19 protein-coding genes are annotated in these 24,770 nt (G+C 72.4%); 6 read left to right on the forward strand and 13 right to left on the reverse strand.

Annotated elements, in window-relative coordinates; genetic code table 11:
* Positions 1–5: 5 nt before the first annotated feature.
* Both AB0P29_RS07850 and AB0P29_RS07855 read right to left on the reverse strand, forming a co-directional pair.
* Positions 6–5,417: a PKD domain-containing protein gene (locus AB0P29_RS07850; RefSeq protein ID WP_363379308.1), complete on the reverse strand. Its 5,412-nt coding sequence runs from the start codon at positions 5,415–5,417 to the stop codon at positions 6–8.
* Complete coding sequence (locus AB0P29_RS07855) at positions 5,417–6,007, reverse strand: hypothetical protein (RefSeq protein ID WP_363379309.1); 591 nt, start codon at positions 6,005–6,007, stop codon at positions 5,417–5,419. The genes AB0P29_RS07850 and AB0P29_RS07855 overlap by 1 nt, the downstream gene beginning before the upstream one ends.
* A 191-nt stretch (positions 6,008–6,198) precedes the next feature.
* Here AB0P29_RS07855 and AB0P29_RS07860 point away from each other — a divergent pair, with 191 nt between their 5' ends.
* Entirely contained in the window at positions 6,199–7,251 is a 1,053-nt protein-coding gene (locus tag AB0P29_RS07860; protein WP_363379310.1) for a glycosyltransferase, read from the forward strand.
* Here the strand turns inward: AB0P29_RS07860 and AB0P29_RS07865 are convergent.
* Together AB0P29_RS07865 and AB0P29_RS07870 are read right to left on the reverse strand one after the other, a co-directional pair.
* Positions 7,248–8,156, reverse strand: a complete 909-nt coding sequence (locus AB0P29_RS07865) for a glycosyltransferase family 2 protein (protein WP_311286479.1) — start codon at positions 8,154–8,156, stop codon at positions 7,248–7,250. The two genes, AB0P29_RS07860 and AB0P29_RS07865, sit on opposite strands and share 4 nt — an antisense overlap.
* Complete coding sequence (locus AB0P29_RS07870; protein WP_311286480.1) at positions 8,153–8,923, reverse strand: CDP-alcohol phosphatidyltransferase family protein; 771 nt, start codon at positions 8,921–8,923, stop codon at positions 8,153–8,155. The genes AB0P29_RS07865 and AB0P29_RS07870 overlap by 4 nt, the downstream gene beginning before the upstream one ends.
* 82 nt (positions 8,924–9,005) lie before the next feature.
* Here AB0P29_RS07870 and AB0P29_RS07875 point away from each other — a divergent pair, with 82 nt between their 5' ends.
* The 4 genes from AB0P29_RS07875 to AB0P29_RS07890 all read left to right on the forward strand — a co-directional run bounded on the left by AB0P29_RS07875 (position 9,006) and on the right by AB0P29_RS07890 (position 11,915).
* Positions 9,006–10,031 carry a glycosyl transferase gene (locus AB0P29_RS07875; RefSeq protein WP_363379311.1) on the forward strand — a complete coding sequence of 342 codons (1,026 nt, stop codon included), beginning with the start codon at positions 9,006–9,008 and terminating at the stop codon, positions 10,029–10,031.
* Positions 10,028–10,966: a glycosyltransferase gene (locus AB0P29_RS07880; protein ID WP_363379312.1), complete on the forward strand. Its 939-nt coding sequence runs from the start codon at positions 10,028–10,030 to the stop codon at positions 10,964–10,966. Before AB0P29_RS07875 ends, AB0P29_RS07880 begins: the two co-directional genes overlap by 4 nt.
* A gap of 95 nt (positions 10,967–11,061) precedes the next feature.
* Entirely contained in the window at positions 11,062–11,514 is a 453-nt protein-coding gene (locus AB0P29_RS07885; RefSeq protein ID WP_311860634.1) for an adenylyltransferase/cytidyltransferase family protein, read from the forward strand.
* Between the two features lie 2 nt (positions 11,515–11,516).
* Positions 11,517–11,915, forward strand: coding sequence for a hypothetical protein (locus tag AB0P29_RS07890; protein ID WP_363379313.1), 399 nt, complete (start codon positions 11,517–11,519; stop codon positions 11,913–11,915).
* A gap of 77 nt (positions 11,916–11,992) precedes the next feature.
* Here the strand turns inward: AB0P29_RS07890 and AB0P29_RS07895 are convergent, their stop codons facing one another.
* Both AB0P29_RS07895 and AB0P29_RS07900 read right to left on the reverse strand, forming a co-directional pair.
* Complete coding sequence (locus AB0P29_RS07895; protein WP_363379314.1) at positions 11,993–13,534, reverse strand: DEAD/DEAH box helicase; 1,542 nt, start codon at positions 13,532–13,534, stop codon at positions 11,993–11,995.
* Positions 13,535–13,726: 192 nt separating this feature from the next.
* Positions 13,727–14,596, reverse strand: coding sequence for a neutral zinc metallopeptidase (locus tag AB0P29_RS07900; RefSeq protein WP_363379315.1), 870 nt, complete (start codon positions 14,594–14,596; stop codon positions 13,727–13,729).
* A 120-nt stretch (positions 14,597–14,716) separates the two neighbouring features.
* On the opposite strand from AB0P29_RS07900, the gene AB0P29_RS07905 reads away from it, so the two are divergent.
* Positions 14,717–15,151, forward strand: coding sequence for a recombinase family protein (locus AB0P29_RS07905; protein ID WP_217529910.1), 435 nt, complete (start codon positions 14,717–14,719; stop codon positions 15,149–15,151).
* A gap of 9 nt (positions 15,152–15,160) precedes the next feature.
* On the opposite strand, the gene AB0P29_RS07910 is transcribed toward AB0P29_RS07905, so the two are convergent.
* Genes AB0P29_RS07910 through AB0P29_RS07940 form a run of 7 tightly spaced genes read right to left on the reverse strand, consistent with a single transcriptional unit; the run spans position 15,161 to position 24,769 of the window.
* Entirely contained in the window at positions 15,161–16,837 is a 1,677-nt protein-coding gene (locus AB0P29_RS07910) for a serine/threonine-protein kinase (protein WP_363379316.1), read from the reverse strand.
* On the reverse strand, positions 16,834–18,315 hold the full coding sequence (locus AB0P29_RS07915) for an FHA domain-containing protein (RefSeq protein WP_363379317.1): 1,482 nt from the start codon (positions 18,313–18,315) through the stop codon (positions 16,834–16,836). The genes AB0P29_RS07910 and AB0P29_RS07915 overlap by 4 nt, the downstream gene beginning before the upstream one ends.
* Complete coding sequence (locus AB0P29_RS07920) at positions 18,315–19,130, reverse strand: protein phosphatase 2C domain-containing protein (protein WP_363379318.1); 816 nt, start codon at positions 19,128–19,130, stop codon at positions 18,315–18,317. The genes AB0P29_RS07915 and AB0P29_RS07920 overlap by 1 nt, the downstream gene beginning before the upstream one ends.
* Positions 19,127–20,152 carry an RDD family protein gene (locus AB0P29_RS07925; protein ID WP_363379319.1) on the reverse strand — a complete coding sequence of 342 codons (1,026 nt, stop codon included), beginning with the start codon at positions 20,150–20,152 and terminating at the stop codon, positions 19,127–19,129. Before AB0P29_RS07925 ends, AB0P29_RS07920 begins: the two co-directional genes overlap by 4 nt.
* Complete coding sequence (locus AB0P29_RS07930; protein ID WP_363379320.1) at positions 20,149–22,461, reverse strand: transglutaminaseTgpA domain-containing protein; 2,313 nt, start codon at positions 22,459–22,461, stop codon at positions 20,149–20,151. Before AB0P29_RS07930 ends, AB0P29_RS07925 begins: the two co-directional genes overlap by 4 nt.
* Positions 22,458–23,798, reverse strand: coding sequence for a DUF58 domain-containing protein (locus AB0P29_RS07935; RefSeq protein ID WP_363379321.1), 1,341 nt, complete (start codon positions 23,796–23,798; stop codon positions 22,458–22,460). Before AB0P29_RS07935 ends, AB0P29_RS07930 begins: the two co-directional genes overlap by 4 nt.
* Positions 23,798–24,769 carry a MoxR family ATPase gene (locus AB0P29_RS07940; RefSeq protein WP_064003569.1) on the reverse strand — a complete coding sequence of 324 codons (972 nt, stop codon included), beginning with the start codon at positions 24,767–24,769 and terminating at the stop codon, positions 23,798–23,800. The genes AB0P29_RS07935 and AB0P29_RS07940 overlap by 1 nt, the downstream gene beginning before the upstream one ends.
* Position 24,770: the final 1 nt, after the last annotated feature.

Here is a 24,770-nt window from a genome sequence, read left to right on the forward strand (position 1 = left end):
CATCGTCATTCGATCGGCGCGACCCGGAAGTCGTCGAAGGACACGGTCATCGCGCTCGTCGAGGACGACGCACGGTTGGCGCGCAGACCCACCGCGGCTGCAGCCTGCAGATCGCTCGTCGTGTCACTGGTGACGAGCTGCCATGCCGACGGCTCGGTGGCGCCCTTCCTCCACAGCTTCGCGCGAAGTTCCGTCGTGCCACTCGCTCCGGTGGACTCCACCTTCATCGAGAAGCTGTCGCCGGCGGCGTACGTCAGGCCCGTTGCGCTGATCGTCTGCAGCACGGTCGAGCCGCGCTGGGCGACGAGGTAGACCCTGCCGTCCGTACGGAGCCAGGCATTCACGACGTAGTAGCTGCTGCCGGAGTTGCGCGGGACGATGCCGACATAGCCGGAACCGGTGGACGAGGCGACGTCGATCGTGAAATCGGTCGACGCGGTGAAGTTCCGCAGCGGCGTCTGCGTGAGCAGCGCTGTCCGCGTGCCACCCGCGGCGAGCGCGAATCGCCCCGTCCCGCCGCTGACACTCGCCGCGGATGCCGACCCGCCGCTGATCGTCCATGCGCCACCGACGTCGGCCGTGCCCCAACCGCCTGTCGCGGTGCGCTCGAACGCATCGCGGGCGAGGACGTCGGCGGGCGCCGCAGCGGTGACGGTCACGGTCTTCTTCGCGGAGTGCGTCGCGCCCTTGTCGTCGGTGACCGTGAGGGTCACCTCGTAGTCACCCGCGGCGGCGTAGGTGTGCGATGCGGTCGCGCCCGTCGAATCCTGCGACGAGTCGCCCCACTTCCACGAGTACGACGCGATCGACCCGTCGGCATCCGTCGATCCCGAGCCGTTCACCGACAGGGTGAGGTCGGATGCCGCGGTCGTGAAGCTCGCGACGGGCGCCTGGTTCGGTGCGGGTGCCGTCACGGTCACGGTCTTGGTCACGGCGTGCGTGGCGCCGTCGTCGTCGGTGACGGTCAGGGTGACCTGCTTGTCGCCCGCCGACGCGTAGGTGTGCGACGCTGTCGCCCCGCTCGACGCCGGCGAGCCGTCTCCCCAACTCCAGGAGTACGAGGCGATCGACCCGTCCGCGTCCGTCGACGCCGACCCGTCCACTGAGGCGGCGAGGCCGGATGTCGAGGACGTGAAGCTCGCCACAGGCGCCTGGTTCGGAGCGGGGGCGGCCTGCGTGTCGCGCACCGCGAGGTCGTCGAAGCGGACCGTGCCCGGTGCCGTCGCGGAACCGGCCGTCGCGTAGTGCAGGATCGGCCCACCGGCCGCCTGCAGCCCCGCCGTCGAATCCGTCGTCTCGAGCTGCCAGGCCGTCGGCTCCGTCGTGCCCTGCTTCCACACCTTCGCCTTGATGGACGTCGGGCTGGCACCCGTGACGTCGACGCGGAGCGAGAAGGAGTCGCCGGCGGCCCATGTGAGCCCGCTCACCGCCTTGGAGGTGATGACGGTGCTGCCCCGCTGCGCGACGAGCCAGACGGCTCCCGTGTCGCGGTGCCAGACGCGCACGTTGTAGAAGTTCGACCCGTTTCGTCGTGCACCCAGCCCCACGTAGCCCGCCGTCGAGGGACCGTTCGTCAGCGTGTAGCCGACCCGGCTCTCGGAGTCGCGCAGGGCGGCTCCCAGGGCGAGCGTCCGCGTCTGACCGGCCGCGATCGTCAGCTGACCCTTGCCGTCCTGCACCGATGCGCCCGAGGTCGAGCTGCTGGCGAAGGTCCACGCGCCCCCGGTGTCAGCGGTGCCCCATCCGGACGCCACCGTGCGACCGAAGGCATCCGCCGCGGCGTACGCTGGCGCGGGCGTGGATGCGACGGTGACCGTCTTGTCCACGGTGGACGTGGATCCGAGGCTGTCGGTCACCGTGAGTGTGACGGTGTACTCGCCGTCCTCCTCGTACTCGTGCGTCGCCGTGGCGCCGCTCGAGTGGGCCGAGCCGTCCCCCCAGTTCCAGTCGTAGGACAGGGTGGCGTCGTCGGAGGCCGACGAACCCGCGGCATCCGTCGTCACCGTGCGCTCGTCGGTCTCGGAGGTGAACGCCGCCACGGGTGCCGCGTGGGTCACGGTCACGTTCTCCGTGTGCTCCGTCGAGCCACCGCGACCGTCGGTCACCGTCAGCGTGACGGCGTAGGTCCCGGCCGCTGCGTAGCGGTGCGAGGCGGTCGCCCCGGTCGCGGTGGCGTCGTCACCGAAGTCCCACTCGTAGCTGAGCGTGTCGCCGTCGGGGTCGGTGGCGGTGCCGGTGACGTCGACGCTCAGGCCGCTCGCCTCAGCAGCGATGTCCAGATCGCGCGGTGCCGCGTTCGGCGGCTGCTGCCCCGACCCGATGATGAAGTGGTCCGACACCTGGGCCGCAGTGAGCGCGGTCGGGTACACGGCGGCCTCGTCGAGCGAACCCGTCCAGTAGGTCGCACCCTCCCAGCCCGAGTCGCCACCGATGCGCCAGTATCCGCTGTAATTCTGGGCAGTCGCGATGTCGTTCTGGTCGACCAGCTGGCCGTCCAGGTAGAGACGCATACCGGCGGACGACTGCGTGGCCACGACGTGGTGCCACTCGCCGTCGTTGAACCCCGGACCACTCTGGATGATGCCGGCCCATCCGTTCCACACGCCGAACTTGATCGCTCCGTCACCGCTCATGTAGACGTGCCGGTCGTAGCTCCCGCTCTGCCCCACGCGGTTGTTGCCGAAGCCGATCAGCTTGCCACCGTCGGTGCTCGTCGTCTTGAACCACGTCTCCATCGAGTACGTGGTCGGGTTGAAGACCTGCTTGTCGCCCGTGACGCCGGTCTGCCCGTTGGGGCTCAGCGTGATCGAGGAGCCCGCGCCGGTGGCCAGCGCGCTCGGAGCTCCCTTGGTCACCCCACCGAAGTAAGTACCCGGGTAGATGTAACCCGCACCGCTCGAATCCGCCGCGGCGGAACCGGACGTCTCATCGAGGCGCCAGTAGACCGACGGGTTGAGCGCGTAGACGGACTTGCCGTACGTGTCGGACGGTGCCGCAGCGGGCGTCGTCCCGCGGCCGCTCGCGGCGTAGTGGCGAGCCACGGCGTCGAGGCTCAGCGCCGTCGGGTAGACCGCGACGTCGGCGATGGTGCCCGACAGGTAGTTGCTGCTGCCGCGGTTGGGCCACCCGCCGGTGTTGTCGCCACCGACCTTCCAGTAGCCGTTGTACCCCTGCGCGGACGTGATGTCCGATCGGGCGCCGACGAGGGCGCCATCGACGTAGAGCCGCATCCCGGCGGGCGACAGGCTGGCCACCACGTGGTGCCAGGCGCCGTCGTTGTAGCCGGGCCCGCTCTCGAGCGTCTGGACGCTGTTCGGGTACACGCCGAACGTCAACCGACCATCGTTGCTGAGGTAGACGTGCCGGTCGTAGCTGCCGGAGGTCCCGCCGGCGTTGTTCCCGAATCCGACGATCTTGCCGCCGGACGTGCTGGTGGTCTTGAACCAAGCCTCCACGGAGAAGGTGTTCGGGCCCGCCTCGGACGTGGCGGTCGAGGCGAAGGAGCTGTCCCCGCCGGCGAACTGCGTCGCCTTCGTGGGCGTGGCCTGGTTCTGTCCCGTGACGCCGCGCGTCGCGCCGTTCACGGTGAGGTCGTCGCTCCCGGCCCAGTCGAAGCCGGCGGTGCCGGAGTCCTCGCCCAGGGGCCAGTAGTGGGTCGCGCTGTCCTCGATGACCGTCGTGGCGTACGCCGACGCGGATGCGGACGTGATCGTGACGGTCGCGGGAGAGCTCTGGACGGTGTTGCCGTTGCCGTCGCGAGCCACCACCGTGTAGGTGTAGGTCTGCCCGGCGACGACGTCGGTGTCCTTCATCACGATGCCCGGTCGCTGCCACCACGTCGAGGCGACGGTGGTCGTCGCGACGGGGGTGGAGCGTCCGCTGCGGCGGAGCTCGTAGGTGAGGTTCATGTCGTCGCGGTCCCAGTTCGCCTGGATCTGCACGCGGGCCTCGCCGGCCGCGATCGATCGCGCGCTCGGCGTCCAGCTCGCAGTCGCGATGCGCGGACCCTGCTTGGCGCCCGTCGACGGCTTCGTCGAGAAGCGCACGATGCCCTGGTACCGCTGGTTGTTGACGCTGCCGAACTCACCGGCGACGGAGATGTAGTCGCCGGTTCCCGTGATCGAGAGGCCCGCCTGCCCGAGCCCGGAGGTGTTGCCCACGGTGAAGTCGGGGTACCAGGCGTACGCGGACGGGGACGGCGTTCCCGCCCAGTTCTTGTAGATCGAGCTCTCGCTCGGTGTCCGAGGCAGCGTGCCGCGGGCATCGGCGGTGTAGGCCTCGATGTAGCGGTACTGCCGCTTGGGCTGCTCGGGCCAGAGGCCCACCGTGTCGCACTCGTGGGTGTGGCTCGTCGAGTAGACGACCTTGCCCGTCGACCAGACACCGTAGTGGTCACCGTGGCAGTCGGCGAGCCAGCGGAGGTCGCCTGCTCCCGCGTTGACCGCGAAGGTGCCCTCGATGTTGCCGGTGGCCACGTCAGCGTAGGTCCAGCCGGTGCCGTAGACACCACCGGCATCCGTCGCCAGTCCGAAGATGCCGCTGCGGCCGGCGTTGCCACCCTCGGCCCACCCGTTCTTGATGATGGACGTCACCGCCCACGGGACGGTCGCTCCCGTCGCGGGGTCGAGCGCGCCGATGCCGCGCTGCTCGCCACCGACGCCGTTGACGGTGTAGAAGCGACCGCCGATGATCACTTTCTGGTTGCCCGGCTCCATGACCATCGCGTCGACCTGGAGGTCGGTGGTGGGCGCCCAGGACATCAATGCGCCGTTGCTCGCGCTGAAGGCGGCGAGGTTGGCGCGCGCGACGCCGTTGCCCTGCGTGAAGCGGCCGCCGACGTAGACGGTGCTGCCCGTCGCGGCGACGGCGTAGACGCCGGTCCCGCCGACCGACGGAGCGAATCCGGGCACGAGAGCGCCTGTCGTGGCGTCGAGGGCGGCGAAGTTGAAGCGGGTCGAGCCGTTGACGGAGTTGAAGGACCCGCCGATGTAGATCCGGCTGCCGTCGGGCGAGGCGGTGATGGCCTTGATGACACCGTTGACCTGCGGGGCGAACGGCTTCAAGGCGCCCGTGGTGATGTCGTAGGCGAGGATGTTGGACCGCGGCGTCAGGCTCGTGCCGGGAGCGGCGAGCGGTGCCCGGGCGTTCGTGAACGAACCCGCGGCGTAGACCGTGTTGCCGACCATCGTCTGCGCCCACACGTAACCGTCGTCGATCTGCACCGTCGGGAGCGCGTCGGCGGTGGCGACGTCGGCGTCGCGCTGCAGGAGCGGAGCCGGTTCGGGCGAGAGGGGTTCCGCGGCGTGGGCGGCCGGCGACACTGCCAGCATCCCGGTACCGATCAGCACCGCAGCCGCGAGGATGCTCACGGCGCGCGTCAGCTTCGACGGCTTCCGAGTCGTTGCGTTGTGGATCATCAGTCCGTCTTTCCCGAGAATTCGGCGACGGGCTCCCCGGCCGAGTAGTTGACGCTCACGGTCACGGAGCGATCCGCCGCCGGGTCGAGCATGAAGACATACGAACCGGAGGCGGAGTCGCCCGGCTCGAGGTCGCCGGCGAGAGGCGTGTTGGGCCCGGCGGTGGTGCCGATGCCGTACTCGCCGTTGGCGGCGGTGAGGGTGACGACCGCGGAGTCGAGGTCGGCCGTCTCGCGCGAGTCGTTGCGCGCGGTGAGCTTCACGACCACAGCGGGGCCGGACACCTCGCCCGGGGTCGCCGCCGTCACAGTGGTGGCCGAGACCGAGTCCAGTTCGATCACCAGACCCGTCGACAGTTCGATCGGCTCGTCGATCGGGCCGGTCTCGACCTCGGCGGCGGGAGCCTTCGTCGGCGCGTCCGCCTCGACGGACGGCGTCGGTGCCGGCGCATCCGGGTCGATCGGCGTGGGAGAAGGACTCTCCGACTCCTGTACGGCGGCCGGCCGTTCCGCCGCCTCTACGGCGCTGCAGCCGACGAGCAGCACCATCCCCGAGAGCGCGAGAAGCGTCCCCCAGCCCAGCCGGCGCATGCCACGCCCAGCATCAATCGTCCCCACGCGGATCCGACCCCCAAAGTCGTTTCTCGTTCCCCAACGAGAGATCCCGCCCCCAGCAGGATCGTGCACAACATACGTCCCCCCGCTCTTCAGCGCAAGTGCGATCTTCGCGGGCGCTCCGCGGCGGCCTCGTATGATGGCCCCGGGGGGCGACGATGCGAGTCATGTTCGATGCGTTCTGGTGGGGCCGGGGACCCGGGGCGAACCGGACCGTGCAGCGGGAGTTCATCCGCACCTGGGCCGAGGTGTTCCCCGGCGACGAGCTCGTCCTCGCGCTGCGGCGGGATGCCGACGCCTCGGACGTCCCCGCGGGCGCCGAGGTCGTGCGCACGAGGCTCTGGCCGCACGCCGTCTCGAACCGCTGGGAGCTCCCGCGGCTGTCCCGCGCCGCGCGCGCCGACGTGAGCGTCGTGCACAACTACGCTCCCCGGTCGGGACGCTCCGTCGTGTTCGTCCACGACGCGATGTTCCACGACAACCCCGAGTGGTTCTCGCGCCGCGAGCGGCTGTATTTCGCCCCCATGCTGCCGTGGGCCCGCCGCGCCGCGGTGGTGTCGACGTCGACCGAGACCGAGGCCCGCCGGATCGCGCGCCTCGCGCCGCGCCTCGCGCCGGTCGCGGTGGGGCTGGGGGTGCCCACGGCTCTGACGGATGCCGCTCCGCGCCGCCCGCGCGCCGTCCCGGAGGGCGCGGAGTTCGCCGTCACGGTCGGGCGCTTGAACGTCCGCAAGAACCTCGCCGCGGTCATCGACGGCGCCCGTCTCGCCGCCTCGGTCACGCCGCGGACGCCGCTGTACATCGTCGGCGGCTCCGCCCACTCCGGGGTGAGCACGGAACTGCCCGAGGGGCTCCGCACCGCCGTCGCCGAGGGACGCGTCGTGTTCCTCGGCTCCCTCGACGACGATGAGGTCGCCTGGCTCTACACGCACGCTGCCCTGGCGATCAATCTGAGCCTCGACGAGGGGTTCGGGCTTCCCGCCGTGGAGGCGGCGTGGTTCGGTGCGCCGCTCCTCGTCAGCGACATCCCCGTCTTCCGCGAGACCGTCGGCACCTACGCCCGCTTCGTGTCGCCGACGGCGACCGCCGGGGACGTCGCGGCCGCGATCGACGGCGCCTGGGGAGGACGAGCGGATGCCGTGGCCCGCGACGCGGTCGTCGCGCGACACACGTGGCGGTCGGCCGTGGAGCGCCTGCGCGGCGCGGCCCGCAGCCGCTAGCCGCGGCCCTTCGCGGGTGCGCCGGCGAGGGCGCGTCGTCCGTCGCGGATGCCGCGTGCGAGGGCGCGCCACGGACGGATCGAGCGGAGCTGCGCGCGTCCGCCCTGCATCAGGATCAACCACGACACCCGGAGGGTCGCCCGCGACCACCGTCGGACCGTCTCCGCGTCGCCGTGCTTGGCGGCGTAGAGGAGTCGGTTCCGGATGTTGAAGTAGTAGTACGTCTCGGACTTCGCGCGCCCCCGCACGGCGTCGAGATGGGTCTGGCCCTCGTCGTGTACCGCGGTGACCGGGAGGGTGCGCAGCGAACCGCCGAGGTCCAGCACACGCCGCGAGAGGTCGACGTCCTCCCAGTACAGGAAGTACTCCTCGTCGAATCCGCCGACCCGCGACCAGAGCTCCGCGGACATCGCGAAGCAGGCGCCGGTCGCCCACTCGTGGCGGGGCCTTCCGGCCCGTTCGGCGCGGCGCCGGGCGCCGGCGATCGACCCGTCGTCGAGGTAGAGGTCGCTGCCGCCGAACCACACGCCGCCCGCTCCGTCGAGGATCGTCGGCGAGACGAGCGCGAGCGGGTCGTCGGCGGCCGCCTGAACGAGTTGCGCCAGGCTCTCGCGGTCGATCGTGGCGTCGGGGTTGAGCGCGACGACGACCTCGGCGCCGCGTTCGAGCGCGAGAGCCGCTCCGGCGTTCGTCCCGCCGCCGAACCCGGCGTTGCGTTCGAGCAGCACCGGCACCCAGCCGTGGCGCCGGCAGGCCGCGTCGATGCGCGCGCGTTCGTCCGTTGAACTGAAGCAGTCGACCACGACGACGAATCCGTCCCCGGGCGGCTGCACCGTCGCGGCGTTCGGCTCGAGGATCGCGCTGGCGCCGTAGTTCACGATCACCACCGCCGCGCGGGGCGTCACGGCGCCAGGACCCCTGCGGCCGGTACGGCGGGCTCGTCGGGGGTCGCAACGTCGAGCGCGCGGATCTCGCGGTGCCACTTCACGGCGGCCGCGGCGAGGAAGACCGCGTTCGCGACGAGTAGCAGCGTGTAGGCGGCCAGGAAGAGCGGCGGGGCGCCCCACAGCACGAACACGAGGCACAGCAGGCCGAAGTCCGTCGGCACGAGGACGAGCGAGCGCAGCGCCGTGCCGCCGCCGCGGGCGTGCGTCGACGGGACGCCCTTCTTGCCCTTGAGCAGGTCGTTGAGCAGCATCCCGAAGAAGGTCACGACCGCCACGACGCAGTAGGCCAGTGGCACCACGAGCCACAGGGTGTCGCGTGCGTCGGTGTGCCACCACAGCGCGACGAGGACGCACAGGTGGAGGGATGCCGTCTTGAAGGCGTCCACGAAGTGGTCGAGCCACTCCCCGGCGAGGCTGCCCCCGCCGCGCAGGCGGGCGAGCTGACCGTCGGCCGAATCCCACGCGTAGCCGAGGACCAGGAGTGCCGCGACGAGGCATCCGGTCCACCACTGCGCGGGCGCGACCACCAGCAGGACGAGCGCGCCGAAGGTGTGCAGCGCGCTGATGCCGGTCGCACCGTCGGGAGTGATCCCCCACTGGTGCGCGGCGGCGGCCAGGGCCCTGCCGATGCGCCGGTTGATGTACACCGAGTACGCCGGCGCGCCCCGTGCGTGGCCCTTCTGCGCCGCGGCCAGCCGACCGTACGAGTCCCCGAATGCGCTCATCGCTGTATGCTCCGTCCCCCGACTAGATGCATCGTCCCCGGTCTGAGCATAAGGGATGCGTCAACCTGCCAGACTGTCGGCTATGTCGACCGGTGACCGCCCGCGCGTGATGCAGTCCTTCGGCGCCCCCCGGCCCACATCCAACCCGTACGTCCACATGCTGGACGCCGCCCTGGCCGCCGACCCCGGGCTGGAGCACCTGCGCTTCGACCGGCGGACGGCCCTGTTCGGCCGTTACGACGCCCTGCACTTCCACTGGCCCGAGACGCTCTTCGGCGGCGCGACCCCGCTCAAGCGATTCGTCCGGCGGCTCTTCGGAACCGTGCTGATCGCACGCCTGCGCCTCACGCGGGTGGCGATCGTCCGCACGCTCCACAACGTGGAGTTGCCCGACGTCGACTCGCGATGGGAGCGTCTGTTGCTGCGCTGGGTCGACCGCCGCGCGGACTTCCACATCCGTCTCAACGAGTCCACGCCGGTGCGCGCGGGCGTCCCGTCCGTCGTCATCCCCCACGGGCACTACCGCGACTGGTTCGCCGACGTCGATCCCGTTCCGGCGGAGCCGCGCACGCTCGGGTTCGTAGGACTGGTCCGCCGGTACAAGGGCGTCGAATCCCTCATCGCCGCCTTCCGCGCGACCGCGGCGGGGCTCGCCGACTGGAGGCTCCGGATCTCCGGCAACCCGTCGAACCGCGAGCTCGCCGACGAGATCCGCACGCTGGCATCCGCCGATGACCGGATCTCGCTCGACCTCCGCTACCTGTCCGAGGAGGACTTCGCGCGCGCGGTCATGTCGACCGTCGGCATCGTCCTGCCGTACCGGTTCATGCACAACTCGGGAACGGCGCTCGCGGCGCTCTCGCTCGGCCGCCCCGTGCTCGTCCCGCGCAACGAGGTCAACACGGCGCTCGCCGACGAGGTCGGGCCGGGCTGGGTCTCGATGTTCGACGGCGACCTCACCGCCGGCGCCCTCGAGGAGTTCGCGCAGAACGCGGCGACACCGCCCGCCGCCGCCCCGGACCTCGACGATCGCGGCTGGTCACTCGTCGGCATCCGTCATCGCGAGGCCTACCTCCGCGCCATCCGCTCCCGGCGGAGCGGAGCGTGAGCGGGACGGCGTCGTTCGTCCTGATCGCGGTGCCGTCCTACCGGCGGCCCGAGCGCCTCGGCAGGCTGCTCGCGGCGCTCGGCGGTCACCGCGACGACGTGGCGCCCCTGCGCGTCGAGGTCCTCGTCATCGACAACGACCCCGAGGGCAGCGCGGCCGGTGTCGCGGATGCCGCGAAGGCGGCGTACGTGCCCGAGCCGCGTCCCGGGCTCGCCGCCGTCCGCAACCGTGCGATCGACGAGGCCCTCGCCCGCGGCGCGGACGCGCTCGTCTTCATCGACGACGACGAGGTCCCCGAGCCGGGATGGCTGCGGACCCTCGTCGCACCGTGGGCGGCGGGCGAGGCGGACCTGGTGTCGGGCCGCGTGGAATCGACCTTCGACTCCCCGCCGTCCGCGTGGATCACGGCGGGCGGGTTCTTCCGGCGCGTGCGGTTCGCCGATGGTGAGCGGATGCCGGTGGCTCCGACCAACAACCTCCTGATCAGCTGCGCGATCCTCCGGGCCACCGGCATCCGCTTCGATGAGGGCTTCGGTCGTACGGGCGGCGAGGACATCCACTTCACGTCCGCGCTCCACCGTCGCGGCGCGCGGATCCTCGCGGCACCGGACGCCCTCGTCATCGATCACGTCCCCGACGAGCGTGCGACGGCGTCGTGGGTCCTGCGGCGAGCCTTCCGCGTGGGCACGACGACCGCCCGCGCCGACATCGTCCTGACGGGCGGCGCCGCTCGCCGCCTGACCCGCCGCGTCCGGTGGGTCCTCGTCGGCACCGCTCGAGCGCTGGCGGGCGCCGGCCGATGGCTCGTCGGCGCCGTCTCCCGATCGGTCTCGCACCGCGCCCGCGGTGCACGGCTCATCGCCCGCGGGGCGGGGATGGCCGCGGGCGGCGCGGGATTCCGTTACCTCGAGTACCGGCCGCGGAACGAGTCGTGACGCCCCACCTCGCCGTGGTGTAGTCTCCCCCCATCGGGCTTTGGGGGCCCGGTTCGAGTTGGGGCTCGATCTGTCTGCTTGCTGGGGAGCTTGCGATGACTGTGCGTATCGGTTACGCCGCGGGGGCGTTCGACCTGTTCCACGTGGGACACCTGAACATCCTTCGGCATGCCAGGGACAACTGCGATCTGCTCATCGCCGGGGTGGTCAGCGACGAGATGCTGCACCAGGTGAAGGGTGTCGATCCGTTCATCCCGACGTCGGAGCGCGCCGACATCGTGCGCGGCATCCGCTTCGTCGACCACGTCCACATCGAGACGGTGCCGAACAAGCTCGACGTGTGGCGGGAGGTCGGTTTCACGCACTTCTTCAAGGGTGACGACTGGCGCGGCACCGAGAAGGGCGACCGCCTCGAGCGCGAGTTCGCGAAGGTCGGCGTCGAGGTCGTCTACTTCCCGTACACCGTCCACACCTCGAGCACGCAGCTGCGTCGTGCGCTCGAGGTCGCCTCTTCCGATCGCGAGCTCGTCCGTTCCGAGTCGGCGTGAGCGTGGCAGCGTCTGACGACGCTGCATCCTCGACGGGGCCCGACGACATCGTCGAGCTTTTCGTCGGACAGGTCATCGCTCTGTTCCCGCTCCGGATGAAGAGCGGGCAGATCCCGGGCCGGCCGCAGCCGACCGTGCGGCGGATCTTCCCGCGCTCCCCCGAGCCCGGCACCCCCGTGGACGGCGGTCCGCCGATGCGGGCGCGCACGTACTCGCTGTTCGTCGATGCGCCCGGTCACGGCATCCTGACCGTCGGTGACCATCGCGTCGAGGTCGTCATCCTGCCGCTCGACGTGTCGACACCGCGCCAGGCGACGGTGTTCCGCATCTCCGCCATCGCCGGTCGGACGATCGACGTCACCGGCGTCGTGATCCAGCCGCCGACGGATGCCGCGGGCTGAGAGACGTCCGACCCGAACGGACGACGAGAGCCGCACCCCGGTGGACGGGATGCGGCTCTCGGCCCAAATCCTGCGGGTCAGCGACCGCCGCGGCGGCCGGCGCCGTTCTGGCGCACGACCGAGCCGACGGTGAGCGACCCGCCCCCGGTGGCGCGACGGCCGGTGCGGCGCGCGCCGCCGGCCGGAGCGGCCTTCGGGGCGCCGTGCGAAGCGGCCTGGCCGTGACCGGCCGTGCGCGCGGGCTGAGTATCGCGACGCGGCGCGTCGGAGGTGCGACGCGACGCCTCCGCGCTGCGACCCTGGCCGCGCCCGCGGCCCCCGCCTTGACCCTGGCGACCGCGGTCGCCCTGGCCCTCGCGGGCGGCGCGCTTGCGCTGCGCGTTGGCGCCCTGGCTCTGTCCGCCACCGCGGGTCTGCGGCTGCTCGGGGGCCGGCGTGACGTGGGGGGCGACCTCGCCGACGAGCTCGACGACCGACGCGGATGCCGCGGTCACGGTCTCGGGCGTGACCGAGATCGACGCCTTGCGCAGCAGCTGGTCGACGTCGCGACGCTGCTCGGGGAGGACGATCGTGACGACGGCGCCCTCGGCGCCGGCGCGCGCGGTGCGACCCGAACGGTGCAGGTACGCCTTGTGCTCCATGGGCGGGTCGACGTGGACGACGAGCTCGACGTTGTCGACGTGCACACCACGCGCGGCGACGTCGGTCGCGACGAGCACGCGGGCGGTGCCGGCCGAGAAGGCGGCGAGGTTGCGGTCGCGCTGCGGCTGCGAGAGGTTGCCGTGCAGGTCGACCGAGGGGATCCCCTGCGACGTCAGCTGCTTGGCGAGCTTCTTCGCGGCGTGCTTGGTGCGCAGGAACAGGATGCGGCGGCCCGTGCCCGAGGCGAGGAAGCGCACGAGCTCCTTCTTCTCGTCGGAGCCGGGCACGTGGAAGACGTGGTGGGTCATCGCGGCGACGGGCGAGTGCGCCTCGTCGACGGAGTGCAGCACCTCGTTCTGCAGGAAGCGGTTCACGAGCTTGTCGACGCCGTTGTCCAGCGTGGCGCTGAACAGCATGCGCTGCGCACCCTGCGGGGTCGCGTTCAGGATGCGGGTGACACCCGGCAGGAAGCCGAGGTCGGCCATGTGGTCGGCCTCGTCGATGACGGTGATCTCGACGGCGTCCAGGCTCACGAGCTTCTGCTGCATGAGGTCCTCGAGGCGGCCGGGGCAGGCCACGACGATGTCGGCGCCGGCGCGGATGGCCTCGACCTGGCGGTTCTGGTTCACGCCACCGAAGACCGTGGCGGTCTTCATGCCGTAGGCCGCGGCGAGCGGCGCGAGGGTGCGGTCGATCTGGGTCGCGAGCTCGCGCGTGGGAGCGAGGACGAGACCGAGGATGCGGCCGCGGCGGCGGGTGCCGCCGGCGAGACCCTGGCCGAGGCGCGCGACCATCGGGATCGAGAACGCGAGCGTCTTGCCTGAGCCGGTGCGGCCGCGGCCGAGCACGTCGCGCCCGGCGAGCGTGTCGGGCAGGGTGTCGACCTGGATGGGGAAGGGGCTGGTCTTGCCCTCCGCGGCGAGCGCGGCGATGAGGGGAGCGGGCACGCCGAGCGTGCCGAACGTGGGTTCAGTCATGAGAGAGCTAACTCGGGCGTGATCGCCCGGATCGGTGTCCCGGGTGCGAGTGCGCAGACGGGTTCGCCGTGAGAAGGAGTCGCCGGCGACGATCGATGGATCGGCAGCGGATGATGCGTTCTACGACGCGAGGGGCACCAGGGAAGGATGCCGCAACCCGCCCAGTCTAGCAGTCGGGGCCTCCGGCGGCCCTCAGAGCTCCCCCGCCGGGACCGCGAACGTGTCGCACGCGGTGCTGCCGCCCTCGTACCCGGCCATGAACCACCGCTGTCGCTGCTCGCTCGATCCGTGCGTCCAGCTCTCCGGATTCACCTGCCCGGACTGCTGCTGGATGTGGTCGTCGCCGACGGCGGCGGCCGCGTTCAGCGCGTCATCGATCTGCGCCTGCGTGGGTTCGAGGAGGAACGGTCGACCCTCGGCATCCGTCTGATCGGGAGCGGCGGCCGTCCAGGCGCCCGCGAAGCAGTCGGCCTGCAGCTCGGTGCGCACGGCGTTGCTGTCCTCACCGGTGCCGTCGCGCGGATACTCCTCGAAGACGCCGAGGAGGTTCTGCACGTGGTGCCCGTACTCGTGGGCGAGCACGTACAGCTGGGCGAGGTCGCCGCCCTCGGCGCCGAGCTGTCCGCGCAGGATGCTCCAGAACGTCGGATCGATGTAGACGGTGCGATCGGTCGGGCAGTAGAACGGACCGGTCTGATTGGATGCCGTGCCGCACGGCGTCTGCGCCTGCTGCTCCACGAGCACGAGCTGCGGCTTCTCGTAGCCGTCGAGCTCGCTCTGCCAGTACGTGTTGATGACCTCTTCGCCGGCGTCCAGGCGGCAGTCGTCGTTCGCGTTGGCGTCCGCGCCGCTGTCGCAGTTCTCCACGACGCCCTGGTCGGGGGACGTGCTACCCCCGCCGCCCCCGCCGAGGAATCCGCTGAAGTCCTGCCCCGTGAAGAGCATCAGCAGCAGCACGACGACGGCTCCCGCGCCGCCGGCACCGCCGGCGATCACGGCGCCGCGGCCGCCGCGGCGGGTCGCGCGCGAGCCCCGTACGTCCGCATCCGGGTTGAAGGTCATACCGGAACGGTACGCCCGCCGATGCCGCGCGGGGAACGGGTTGCGGCGACGGCCTCGACCGTGCTCGGATTCGCGGCACCGCCGTCATCGGACACAATGGGAGCGAGCGAGGAGATCACCGTGGACGCACACGCCGACCAGCCGACACCCGGCGACTACGCCGAGTCGCGCACCATCGCGATCCCCGACGACCCGATGACGGATGCCCCGGGGTTCGCCGCGGTCGATCCGAGCCCCGAGTGGTGGCTCGCCCTGCCCGCCGGGTCCCGGCTCGTCGGTCTCGTCGTCTCGCGCCCCGACATGCCGAGCATCGTCGCGCAGCGCGAGGCGCTCGCGAAGTTCGGGGTGCCGATCGCCGGGTTCCGGCATCCCGCCCCCGAGACCGGCGAGACGTGGGAGGACCGGCTCACGCGTCTGTTCGGCCGCCTCGGCGCCGGGGACGTCCTCGTCGTCACGGACGTGAAGGCGCTCGGGCGCGACGCGCACGAGGAGACCCGGACGATCGCGGAGCTGCGCCGCCGGTCGGTGATCGTGAAGGTCCTCGACCGGGGCTGATCCGCCCCCTCAGGACGAGGCGCAGAGGCGCGTCGCGTCGCTCGTCGCGCCGTTCTCGCGCCGTACGCTGACGTCGATGCAGACCTGCGTGTCGCCGTCGAGCGGGACGACGACGCTCGTCTCCGCGACGTTCTCGGCGGCCGCCTCGCCGCCGTCGAGACGCACCCGCTGCCAGACGTAGGTGTCGCCCTCCTGCGGATCGGGGTTGACCCAGCGGAAGATCACCTCGCCGCCTCGGATCGTGTTGTCGCTCTTCTCCGGCGCGGCGATGAAGTCCGCCACCGGGTCCTGCGGCTCGGGGGCGGTCGTCGTCGTCTCCTGCGGGTCCGCCACCTCGGCGGGAGGCGCCAGTGCCGAGGCGACGAGGACCGCACCGACCACGACGACCGCGACGACGGCCGCCGCGATGAGGCCGATCCACAGCCCCTTGCGCGAGCGCGCCGGCGGCGCGGTCGTGGCAGTGGCGGGCGCGGGTCCCGTCGACGCGGGGGTCGCCGCGGGGGTGGCCGCTGTGCGCTGGGGGGCACGCAGCATCGTGCCCTCGTCGACCTCGCTCGTCACCGGCGCGGCCGGCGGGATGGCAGTCGGCGGGCGCAGCACGGTGGCGTCCGCTCCCGTGTCGGCGGGCGCGCCACCGGGCGCCCAACCCGAGGTGTCGCGCTGGACCGTCGCGTCGGGGCCCGTCCCGAAACCGGCGGCGAGAGCCGAACGCTCCCACGTGGGCCCTGCGGCGGGTGCGGTGTGCGGATCGATGCTGACGATGCCCCGCACGCGCGTGAGCTCGCCGTCCTCCTCCTGCTCCTCGACGGGCGGCGCATCGTCGAGGATGTCGATCGGGGTGACCGAGTGCGCGAGCTCGATCTGCACCTTCTGCAGCGCGCGGGCGAAGGCGACGGCCGACTCGAACCGGTCCACCGGGCGCTTGGCCATCGCCCGCTCGAGCACCTGGAAGAGGGATGCGGGAGCGTCGGGTCGCTCCGGACGCGCGAGCGGCTCGGAGTCGATGCGGCGGATCAGGTCGGCGCCGCCGTTGCGACCGCCGGGCACCTCGAAGGGTGAACGGCCGGCGAGCAGGTTGTAGACCGTGGCGCCCAGCGCCCACACGTCGGACTGCACCGTGAACTCGGGGTTGTCGGCGAAGGATTCCGGAGGCGACCACGGGATCGACATCCCCGCGGAAGGATCGCGGCCATCGGCGGTCGTCGCGATGCCGAAGTCGGTCAGCGCGGGACGGTTGTACTCGGTGACCAGGATGTTCGCGGGCTTGATGTCGCGGTGCAGGATGCCGGCGCGGTGGGCCGTCTCGACCGCGGCGGCGACCTGGATGCCGACACGCAGCGCCTCGGCGACCGAGATGGGCGCCGAGCGGGCGCGCACCTGCAGGTTCGGCTTGGAGCAGTACTCCATGACGAGGTACGACCGGCCGTCGTCGGCCACCCCGGCCTGGTAGATCGTGACGATGGCGGGATGCGTCGAGAGCATCGCCATGACGTTCGCCTCGGCCTGGAACTGCTCGACGGCGCCGCCGGTCATCTTCTCGGCGAGGAGCACCTTCACCGCCACGCGGCGGCGCGGTAGGGCCTGCTCGTACAGGTACACGTCGGCGAAGCCGCCGGAGCCGAGGACCTGGACGTACGAGAAACCGGGGAGCTGCGGCGGCGCGGCGGGAGCGCGCTTCGCACTCACGGCAGGTCCTCGAAGGTCAGCGTGACACCGTCGCCCAGGTCGAGCACGTCCGCGTCGATGACCATGGTCGGCTCGTTGGGGTGCAACCGCACGGGGTCGTGTCCGCCGCGCAGCAGGACGGTGCCGTTGGTGCTCGCCAGGTCGACGGCGAGCACGTGCTCACCCTCGGCGCGGATCTCGACGTGGTTGCGCGAGATGTCGTGCTGCGGTCCGTCGACCGCGACGAGCGTGGGCAGCTCGTTCTCGGCGGGGCGGGTCGAGCGCGGGCGTCGACCGACGATGACCGTGCGCTCGAGCTCAATGACCCGCCCGTCGGCGAGGCGGATGCGTCCGCGCGACGGACTGCGCGGCGGGACGTCCTCGATCGAGTCGAAGGCGGATGCCGCGCGCATCGCGCGGGCTTCGGCGACCGACACCGTCGCGCCGTCGTGATCGCCGAGCTCGGCGGTGCCGGGCAGCGGCGGGGCCGGCAGGTGGGGCGGCACGAACGGCGGCAGCGCGGGCACCGGCGCGGCGGTGCGCGGGCTCGCGATGGTCGCCCCGAGCACGGGGTCCTCGTCGATCCCGGCGATGGTCACGCCCCCGTCGGGCGCGCGGGTCGCCTCGGGGATGCCGGGGGTCGACACCGGCGACCCGCCGAGCGTGTGCACGGGAGGCACCCCGGTCACCAGCCCGGGTACTGCCGGCGGCGCGGGCGGGGACTCCTTCGCGAGCGTGCGCGAGGAGGCGATCGTCTCGCCGACGTCCTCCGCCACGGCGTCGTGGTCCGGCTCCGCGGGGCCCGGCTTCGCGGGCTCCGGCGCTGCGGCGTGCGGTTCGGGCGCGGCCGATTCTGTGGGCTCCGATTCGGCGGCGGTCGGGTCGGGCTCCTGCTCCGCCGCATCCGGCTCCGGCGCTTCCGGCTCCGCGGCGTCCGACTCCGCGACGTCGCTCTCGGGTACATCCGCCGCCGACGAGGCCACCTCCGCAGGCTCGGCCACCGGCGACGCGGGGGCCTCGACGGGCGCGGCCGCCGGGGCGGCGTCGCGCGCGACGAGGTCGAAGACGATCTGGGCCGCGGGCACGACCCCCGACTCGATGGGCAGCAGGTCGGCATCCGATCCCGCACCGATGTCGACGCTCACCCGGACGGCGCGCGGCAGGAACCGCTCGGTCCAGGTCGCGACACCCGCTCCCGACACCTCTTCGACGCCGTCCGCCGTCTCGACGACGAGCGAGACGGGGCCGCGCACCGCGACGCGGACGCCGTCACCCTCGGCGACCGCGAGGCCGAACGGCGGGATCGCGGCGAGCGAGGTGCCGAACGCGCCGGTGAGCGAGTCGAGCACGGCGCCGATGCCGCCGCCCTCGAGACGGCGCCACACGCCCTCGACGGCGTGCGGCGTGACCGCGGGGGGCAGCACGGCGAGCGCCGACCCGGTCACCGCCGCACGCCACGCCTCGGCATTGCCGTCGGGCCGATACCGCACTGCGCGCATCAGGCGTCTCCTCCTGCCGCTGCACGCGGCCGTGTGTCCTCGTCGGCGTCCGACGACCCGAGGCCGGGCGTCGTCTCCCCCTCATCCTGCCCCGCGACGCGCACGGCATCGACCACGACGGCCGTGATGTTGTCGCGTCCGCCGTGCAGCATCGCCTCGTGGACGAGGCGGGTCGCGGCATCCTGCGGATCGACGACGTCGCGCAGGATGCCGGTGATGCGCTCCTCGGGCACCTCGCCCGAGAGCCCGTCCGAGCAGACCAGGATGCGATCCCCCGCCTCGGCCGCGAGCAGCCAGAAGTCCGCCTCGCCGCCGCTGCCGCCGCCGATCGCGCGCGTGATCTCGTTGCGGCGCGAATCACGACCGGCGGCGTCGCCGGTCAGTTCGCCCGCGTCGATGAGCTCCTGCACGACGGAGTGGTCCACGCTGATCTGCTCGAGCTCGCCGTCCGCGAAGCGGTACGTGCGCGAATCGCCCACGTTGACCGCGAGCCAGCACCCGTGACCGCCGACCTCGGTGATCGCGACGCCGCTGAGGGTCGTACCCGCCGCGCGCCCCGCATACCCGATGCGCTCGACGGCGACGCGGGCACGCGACAGGGCGGCCCGCATCCCCTCGATGCCGACGGAGTCCCGCCCGACGAGGGCGCGGAACGCGGCGACGACCGCCCCGCTCGCGGCGGCGCCGGCGTCGTGGCCGCCCATCCCGTCGGCGACGAGGAACAGGGGGTACTCCGCGAGGTGCGAGTCCTCGTTCACACGGCGACGCAGCCCCGGGTGGGTCGCCGCTCCGACGCGGACGTCGATCGCCGTCACCGGGCGCTCTCCACCGTGAGCCGCCGGTCGCCGAGTTCGAGGACGTCGCCCGACCACACGCGCGCCCTTCGCCCCGGCATGAGGCGCTGCGGCTGGCCGGCCCGCACGATGACGACCCCGTTGAGGGAATGCCGGTCGACGACCCACGTGCCCTCGTCGTCGGCGCGGATCTCGAAATGCGTCTTCGACAGCGAGAGCGTCTCGTCGCGCACCGCGGTGCTGCGCCGTCCCGGCTGCTGACCGGGGCCGCGACCGAACAGGGTGGGCTCGTAGACGGTGTGCCGGGTGCCGTCATCCCACCCGAGGATCGCGATCACCGGGGGCGCGACCCGCTCGGCCGTCGCGGGCCGGCCGTCGCGGTGCGGGACGCCGGGGACCGTCGAGATCACGTCGACGGGGAGGGTGCGCGGGATGCGACGGTTCGCGGGGACGGGTGCCGGGGCCCACGAGGGCGGCGGCAGAGGGCCCGATGCCGGCGCGCCGACGGGCCGGACGGCGCCCGAGGGGGCGGGCGGCACCGTGGCCGCGAGCACCGCCGGGAGCGGCGCGGGCCGCACGTCCGACGGGGACTGCTCGACGGGGGCCGACGGGCGCGGGGCGGGTGCCACGTCGACGACGACCGCGCCCGAGGCGAGGTCGTGCCACCCGCGCCGCCAGCGCGAGGAGTCGAACAGCGGCGAGAAGAACCCGACGACGATGCTCGCCGTGAGGCCCCAGAGGAGGTTGCGACCGAGCGCGCGCCCGAAACCGAGTTCGGCGTCGTCGGAGGCGTGGGCCAACCGGACCCCCATGAAGCGCATGCCGAGGGAGCCGCGACCGCCCTGCATCCCGGTGTGCACGAGGAACCAGGCCGTGCTGACGACGGCGAGCACGGGCAGCAGCCAGAAGATCGGGACCGCGGTCACCATCGACAGGGCGAACACGACGCCGACGGCGATGCCGTTCACGGCGGCCGCGATCGCGGAGTCGATGACGACGGCGAGGATGCGGTGGCGCATCGACGCGGGCACGCGGGCGGTCATGGCCGTCGCGCCGTTCGCCGGATCCCACCCCGTCGCAGCGACCGCAGACTCAGGCGGGCGCGCAGCCGCTGCCAGAACGTGGCACCGCCCGCCATGCCCGCGACGATCTCGTCGACCTCGCGCCAGAACGCGTCGACGTCCTCCGGCGTGGGGTCGCCCGGGCCGTACACCTCGGCGTCGGCGCGCTGGGCGAGGGTCGCGACGCGGGGACCGTCGAAGGTCTCCCCCACGGCGCGAGCGCTCTCGGCGCGCGTGGACCCCGGCGGCACCGCGACGCGGTAGTCCACCGCGCGGTCGACGAGTTCATCCCACCCGCCCGACACCCGGTCGGCGGTGCGCTCGGCGCGCAGGCGGCGGGTACGGCGGGCGGCCTTCACCCCGCCGATCACGAGGAACGGCGAGAGGAGGAGCAGGAGGGTGCCGAGACCCATCCCGGTCCACAGGAGCACCGGTCCGAGCCAGTCGAGCCCCGGAGGCTCCTCCTCGTCCTGGTCGCGCTCCTCGGCGAGCGCCGGCGGCAACTCCGCCGGCTCCTGCGCGGGCGGCGGCGGCTGCAGGACCTGCGGCTTCGGGTTGGCGCGCGGCTTCGTGTTCTGCTGGCTCGGCTCGTTGTCCTCGTCGGGGGTCGGATCGAAGGTCACCCATCCGGCATCCTCGAACGCGATCTCGACCCAGGCGTGCATGTTGTCGCCGGTGGCGGTGAAGACCCCGCTCCCGTCCTGCTCGCCCTCGTCCGGGTACCAGCCCATGACCACCCGCGCGGGCATCCCGAGCTGCAGCGCCATGAGTGCCATCGTCACGGCGTACTGCTCGTCGTCGCCGACCATCTGCTCGTTCGAGACGAGCATCGTGATCCGTGCGGCTCCGTGACCGGAGGGCGAGTAGACGTCGTCGGCGAGACCGTGGCTGAAGTAGCCCTCGCTCTGCAGGTAGCTCTCGAGCGCGCGCGCCCGCTCGATCGGGGTCTCGGCCTCTTCCGTGGCGTCCGAGGCGAGTTCACTGAGGGACCGGGGGATGCCGGTCTGCCGCGGCATCTTCAGCGGGGCGAACTGCTGGTCGGCGAGTTGCTCGTCCGTCGGCTCCACAGGCACGGTCGTGTCGATCGTGTACTGGTCGCCGGAGTGGACACCGGAGGTGACGACGGCGGTGCCGGTGCCGTCGTTGAAGTGCGCGCCGCGGCGCAGGTCGTTCGCCCGATCACCGGCGAAGGTGATCTCGTGGGCGGAACCGACCGACGGCAGCCACACGCCGTCGAGGTTCTCGATGTCGACGCGCACGGTCGATTCGTCGCCCTTCGCCTGCGGCGACATGTTGGACCGGACGGGGGTGAAGGCGCTCGACGAGCCCGCGCCGTCCTCGGCGACGTTGTAGACGATGCCGTCGTAGGCGTCCATCGTCGCAAGCCGAACCCGAGCGTCCTCAGGCAGGCCGCTCACCGTGAACAGGGGTTCGCTCTCGAAGTCGCGGACGTAGCCGCGCCAGGACTGCAGGGGGCTCGCGTAGTCGTGGATGTCGAAGGGCGGCACGACGAAGTCGCGCAGGATGTAGCGCTGCGTAGGCGGGGCGGCGGTCGCCGCGACGGCCGCCCCCGCTCCGGTCGCGAGGGCGACGACGACCCCGCCCGAGACGAGGCGGCGCAGGCGTGCGGCACGCGAGGCATCCGCCCCGGGGGTCGCGGCCTCGACCGCGGTGCGCTCCGGGCTCCACAGGGTGCGCAGCGCCAACCAGATGACGGCGACGATGACGAACAGGGCACCCTGCACGATCGGGGCGACGGTCTGCGCCGTGCCGAGCAGGATCTCGCCGGCGATGAAGGCGGATGCCGGGATCAGCGCCCACGCGGGCCGACGCAGCCGCAGCGCGAGCGATGCGGTCAGCACCGACGCCACGAGCGTCATGAGGAACGGGACGATCAGGTGGCCGTCGTCGGACGCGACGGGGGGCACCGTGGTCAGCAGATCCTTCCACGCCGTCACGATGCCGAAGGCGAGCTGACGCCACGTCTCGAGGGTCGGGATGGCGCCGAGGAACGTCGTGGCGGGCAGGGCCAGCGCGCCGCCGAGCAGGAAGTACACGGCGACGGTCGCACCCGCGAGGGTCAGCACCCCCCAGCGCCACCTCGCGCCGACCCACGCGAGGGCGATGCCGACGACGAGGGCGCCGACGGCGGCGACGAGGTAGGTCGCGCCCTCGAACGTCGCCGCGAAGCCGACGATGCCGACGGCGAGGAGGAGGACGACTGCGCCGACGTCGGCGACGAGGCGACGCCACGTCGACCCGGGGAGCAGGAGGAAGCGCAGCCGGTTCACGACAGGACCTTGCGGATCGCGTTCGGGAGCTGGTCGAGCTCGCCCAGGGCCACGACGTCCGCGTCGCCCACGCGGCGCAGGGCCGGGGCGTCGAGGCGGCTGTCCGCGATGATCGCGAGCGTGCGCACACCGAACGGCACGCGCGAGCAGGCGAGCCGGAGCTGCCCCGCGTCGACCGTGGACCCGCAGATGAGGACGGCCACGGCGGCATCCGGGGAATGCGCGGCCAGGATGCCGGCGAGCGCGACGATCCCGCCCTCGCGGGGCTTGCTGGGCTCGATGGCCGCGAGGGAGTCGAGGTAGCGGCGTCCGGTCTCGGCGCGGATCTTGCCCGCCGAGGTGCGGACGTCGAGGGTGCGGGAGTCGCGCAGCGCGCGCAGGCCGATCGAGCCGGCGACCGAGATCGCGGTCTCGAACTCCTCCGGGTCGCGGTACTCGCCGGGGTGGGTGGAGAGGGCGACGACGAAGTGGGAGCGCCGGGTCTGCTCGTACTCGCGGACCATCAGCGTGCCGGTGCGCGCCGTCGACTTCCAGTGCACGTGGCGCAGGTCGTCGCCGGGCTGGTAGTCGCGCAGCGCGTGGAACGACACGTCGTCGCGCGCGAGGTGCTGGTCGGGCAGGCCCTCGAGGTCGCGCATCTGGCCGAGCGACAGGCCGTCGAGCGGCAGCGTGCGGGGGTGGACGAACAGGTCGACGGCCTGCCGGCGATCGTGGGTTCGTTCGAACAGGCCCAACGGGTCTCCGCGGAGCACGCTGACGGGGCCGACCGCGAGCACGCCGCGGGCGGTCGTCGGGATGGCGAAGAGCTCCTCGTGCTCTGCTCCCGCGGCCAGGCGCGGGACCTGGAACAGACCGCGGCCGGCGCCGACGGGCAGGACGACCTCCGAGGGGAGCAGCGACCGCGAGGTGCGGTTCGCGAGGGTCAGCGCGCCGACCGCACGCTCCCCCACGACGACGCGGGTGCGGGTCAGGTCGAGGTCGACGTCGTAGGCGGTGCGGCCGAAGAGGAAGACAGCGCAGAGCAGCGCGAGGATCGTGGCCACCACCGCGGCGACGAACGCTTCCTGCCATCCGAGGGCGAACGCGGTGATCCACAGGACGATCGCGGCCGCGATGACCACCCAGCCGGTGACCTGGATCACATCCGCGATGACCGCGAAGCGTGCCCCGGCGCGGCGCGCCCACACCCCGGCATCCTCCCGCACCTTCTCCCACCGCGTCGCCTGACGGGGGGCGAGCTGGGGCGCGTCGGTGGTCTCGTCCGGGGCGTCTGCGGGCACGCCGGAGGGGCCGGGCGCGTCGGGCGCCGCGGCCACCGTCTCCGGCGTCATCGTCATCAGGCCGACGCCCTCGCGAGGGGTGCCTCGACCTGGCCCAGCGCGCGCTCGATGACCGACTCCGAGGTCGTGCCGGCGAACTCGGCCTCGGGGTCGAGGACGAGACGGTGGGTCCAGACGGGTGCGGCGAGCGCCTTCACGTCGTCGGGGATGACGTAGTGACGTCCCTGGGATGCCGCGACGACGCGCGCGATCCGCATCATCGAGATCGCGCCGCGCACCGAGACGCCGAGCTTCGTGGCATCCGACTCGCGGGTCGCCTCGACGAGCTGGGCGGCGTACCGCGCGACGGCGGGGTCGACGTGGACGGATGCGGCCAGGTCGGCCATGTCGGCGACGGCCTTGGTCGTGATGACGGGGCTCAGCTTGCCGGACGGGTTGCGGTCGACCTCGCCGGCGAGGATACGCTCGGCGACGGCGAGCGACGGGTAGCCGATCGAGGTCTTGATCATGAAGCGGTCGAGCTGCGCCTCGGGCAGCTTGTAGGTGCCCGCCTGCTCGATGGGGTTCTGCGTCGCGATGACGAGGAACGGACGGCCCACCTCGTGGGGCACGCCGTCGACGGTGACCCGCGACTCCTCCATCACCTCGAGGAGCGCCGACTGGGTCTTCGGCGAGGCGCGGTTGATCTCGTCCGCGAGCACGATCGACGCGAAGACGGGTCCCTTGTGGAACTCGAACTTGTGGTTCTGCTGGTCGTAGATCGTGACACCCGTCACGTCGGAGGGCAGCAGGTCGGGCGTGAACTGGATGCGGGTGGACGTGCCCTGCACGCTGGCGGCGAGCGCCTTCGCGAGGCTGGTCTTGCCGGTACCGGGCGCGTCCTCGAGGAGCACGTGTCCCTCGGCGAGCATCGCCGCGAGGACGAGGCCGACGACCTCGCGCTTGCCCATCAGCGCCTGGTCGACGTTGTCGACGAGACGCGTGAACGTGTCGCGGAACCAGGCCGCCTGTTCGGGGGTCATGCTCATT

Origin of the sequence: Microbacterium sp. NPDC080220 (assembly GCF_040686395.1) — a bacterium.
In the GTDB taxonomy this organism is placed as follows: domain Bacteria; phylum Actinomycetota; class Actinomycetes; order Actinomycetales; family Microbacteriaceae; genus Microbacterium; species Microbacterium gawkjiense.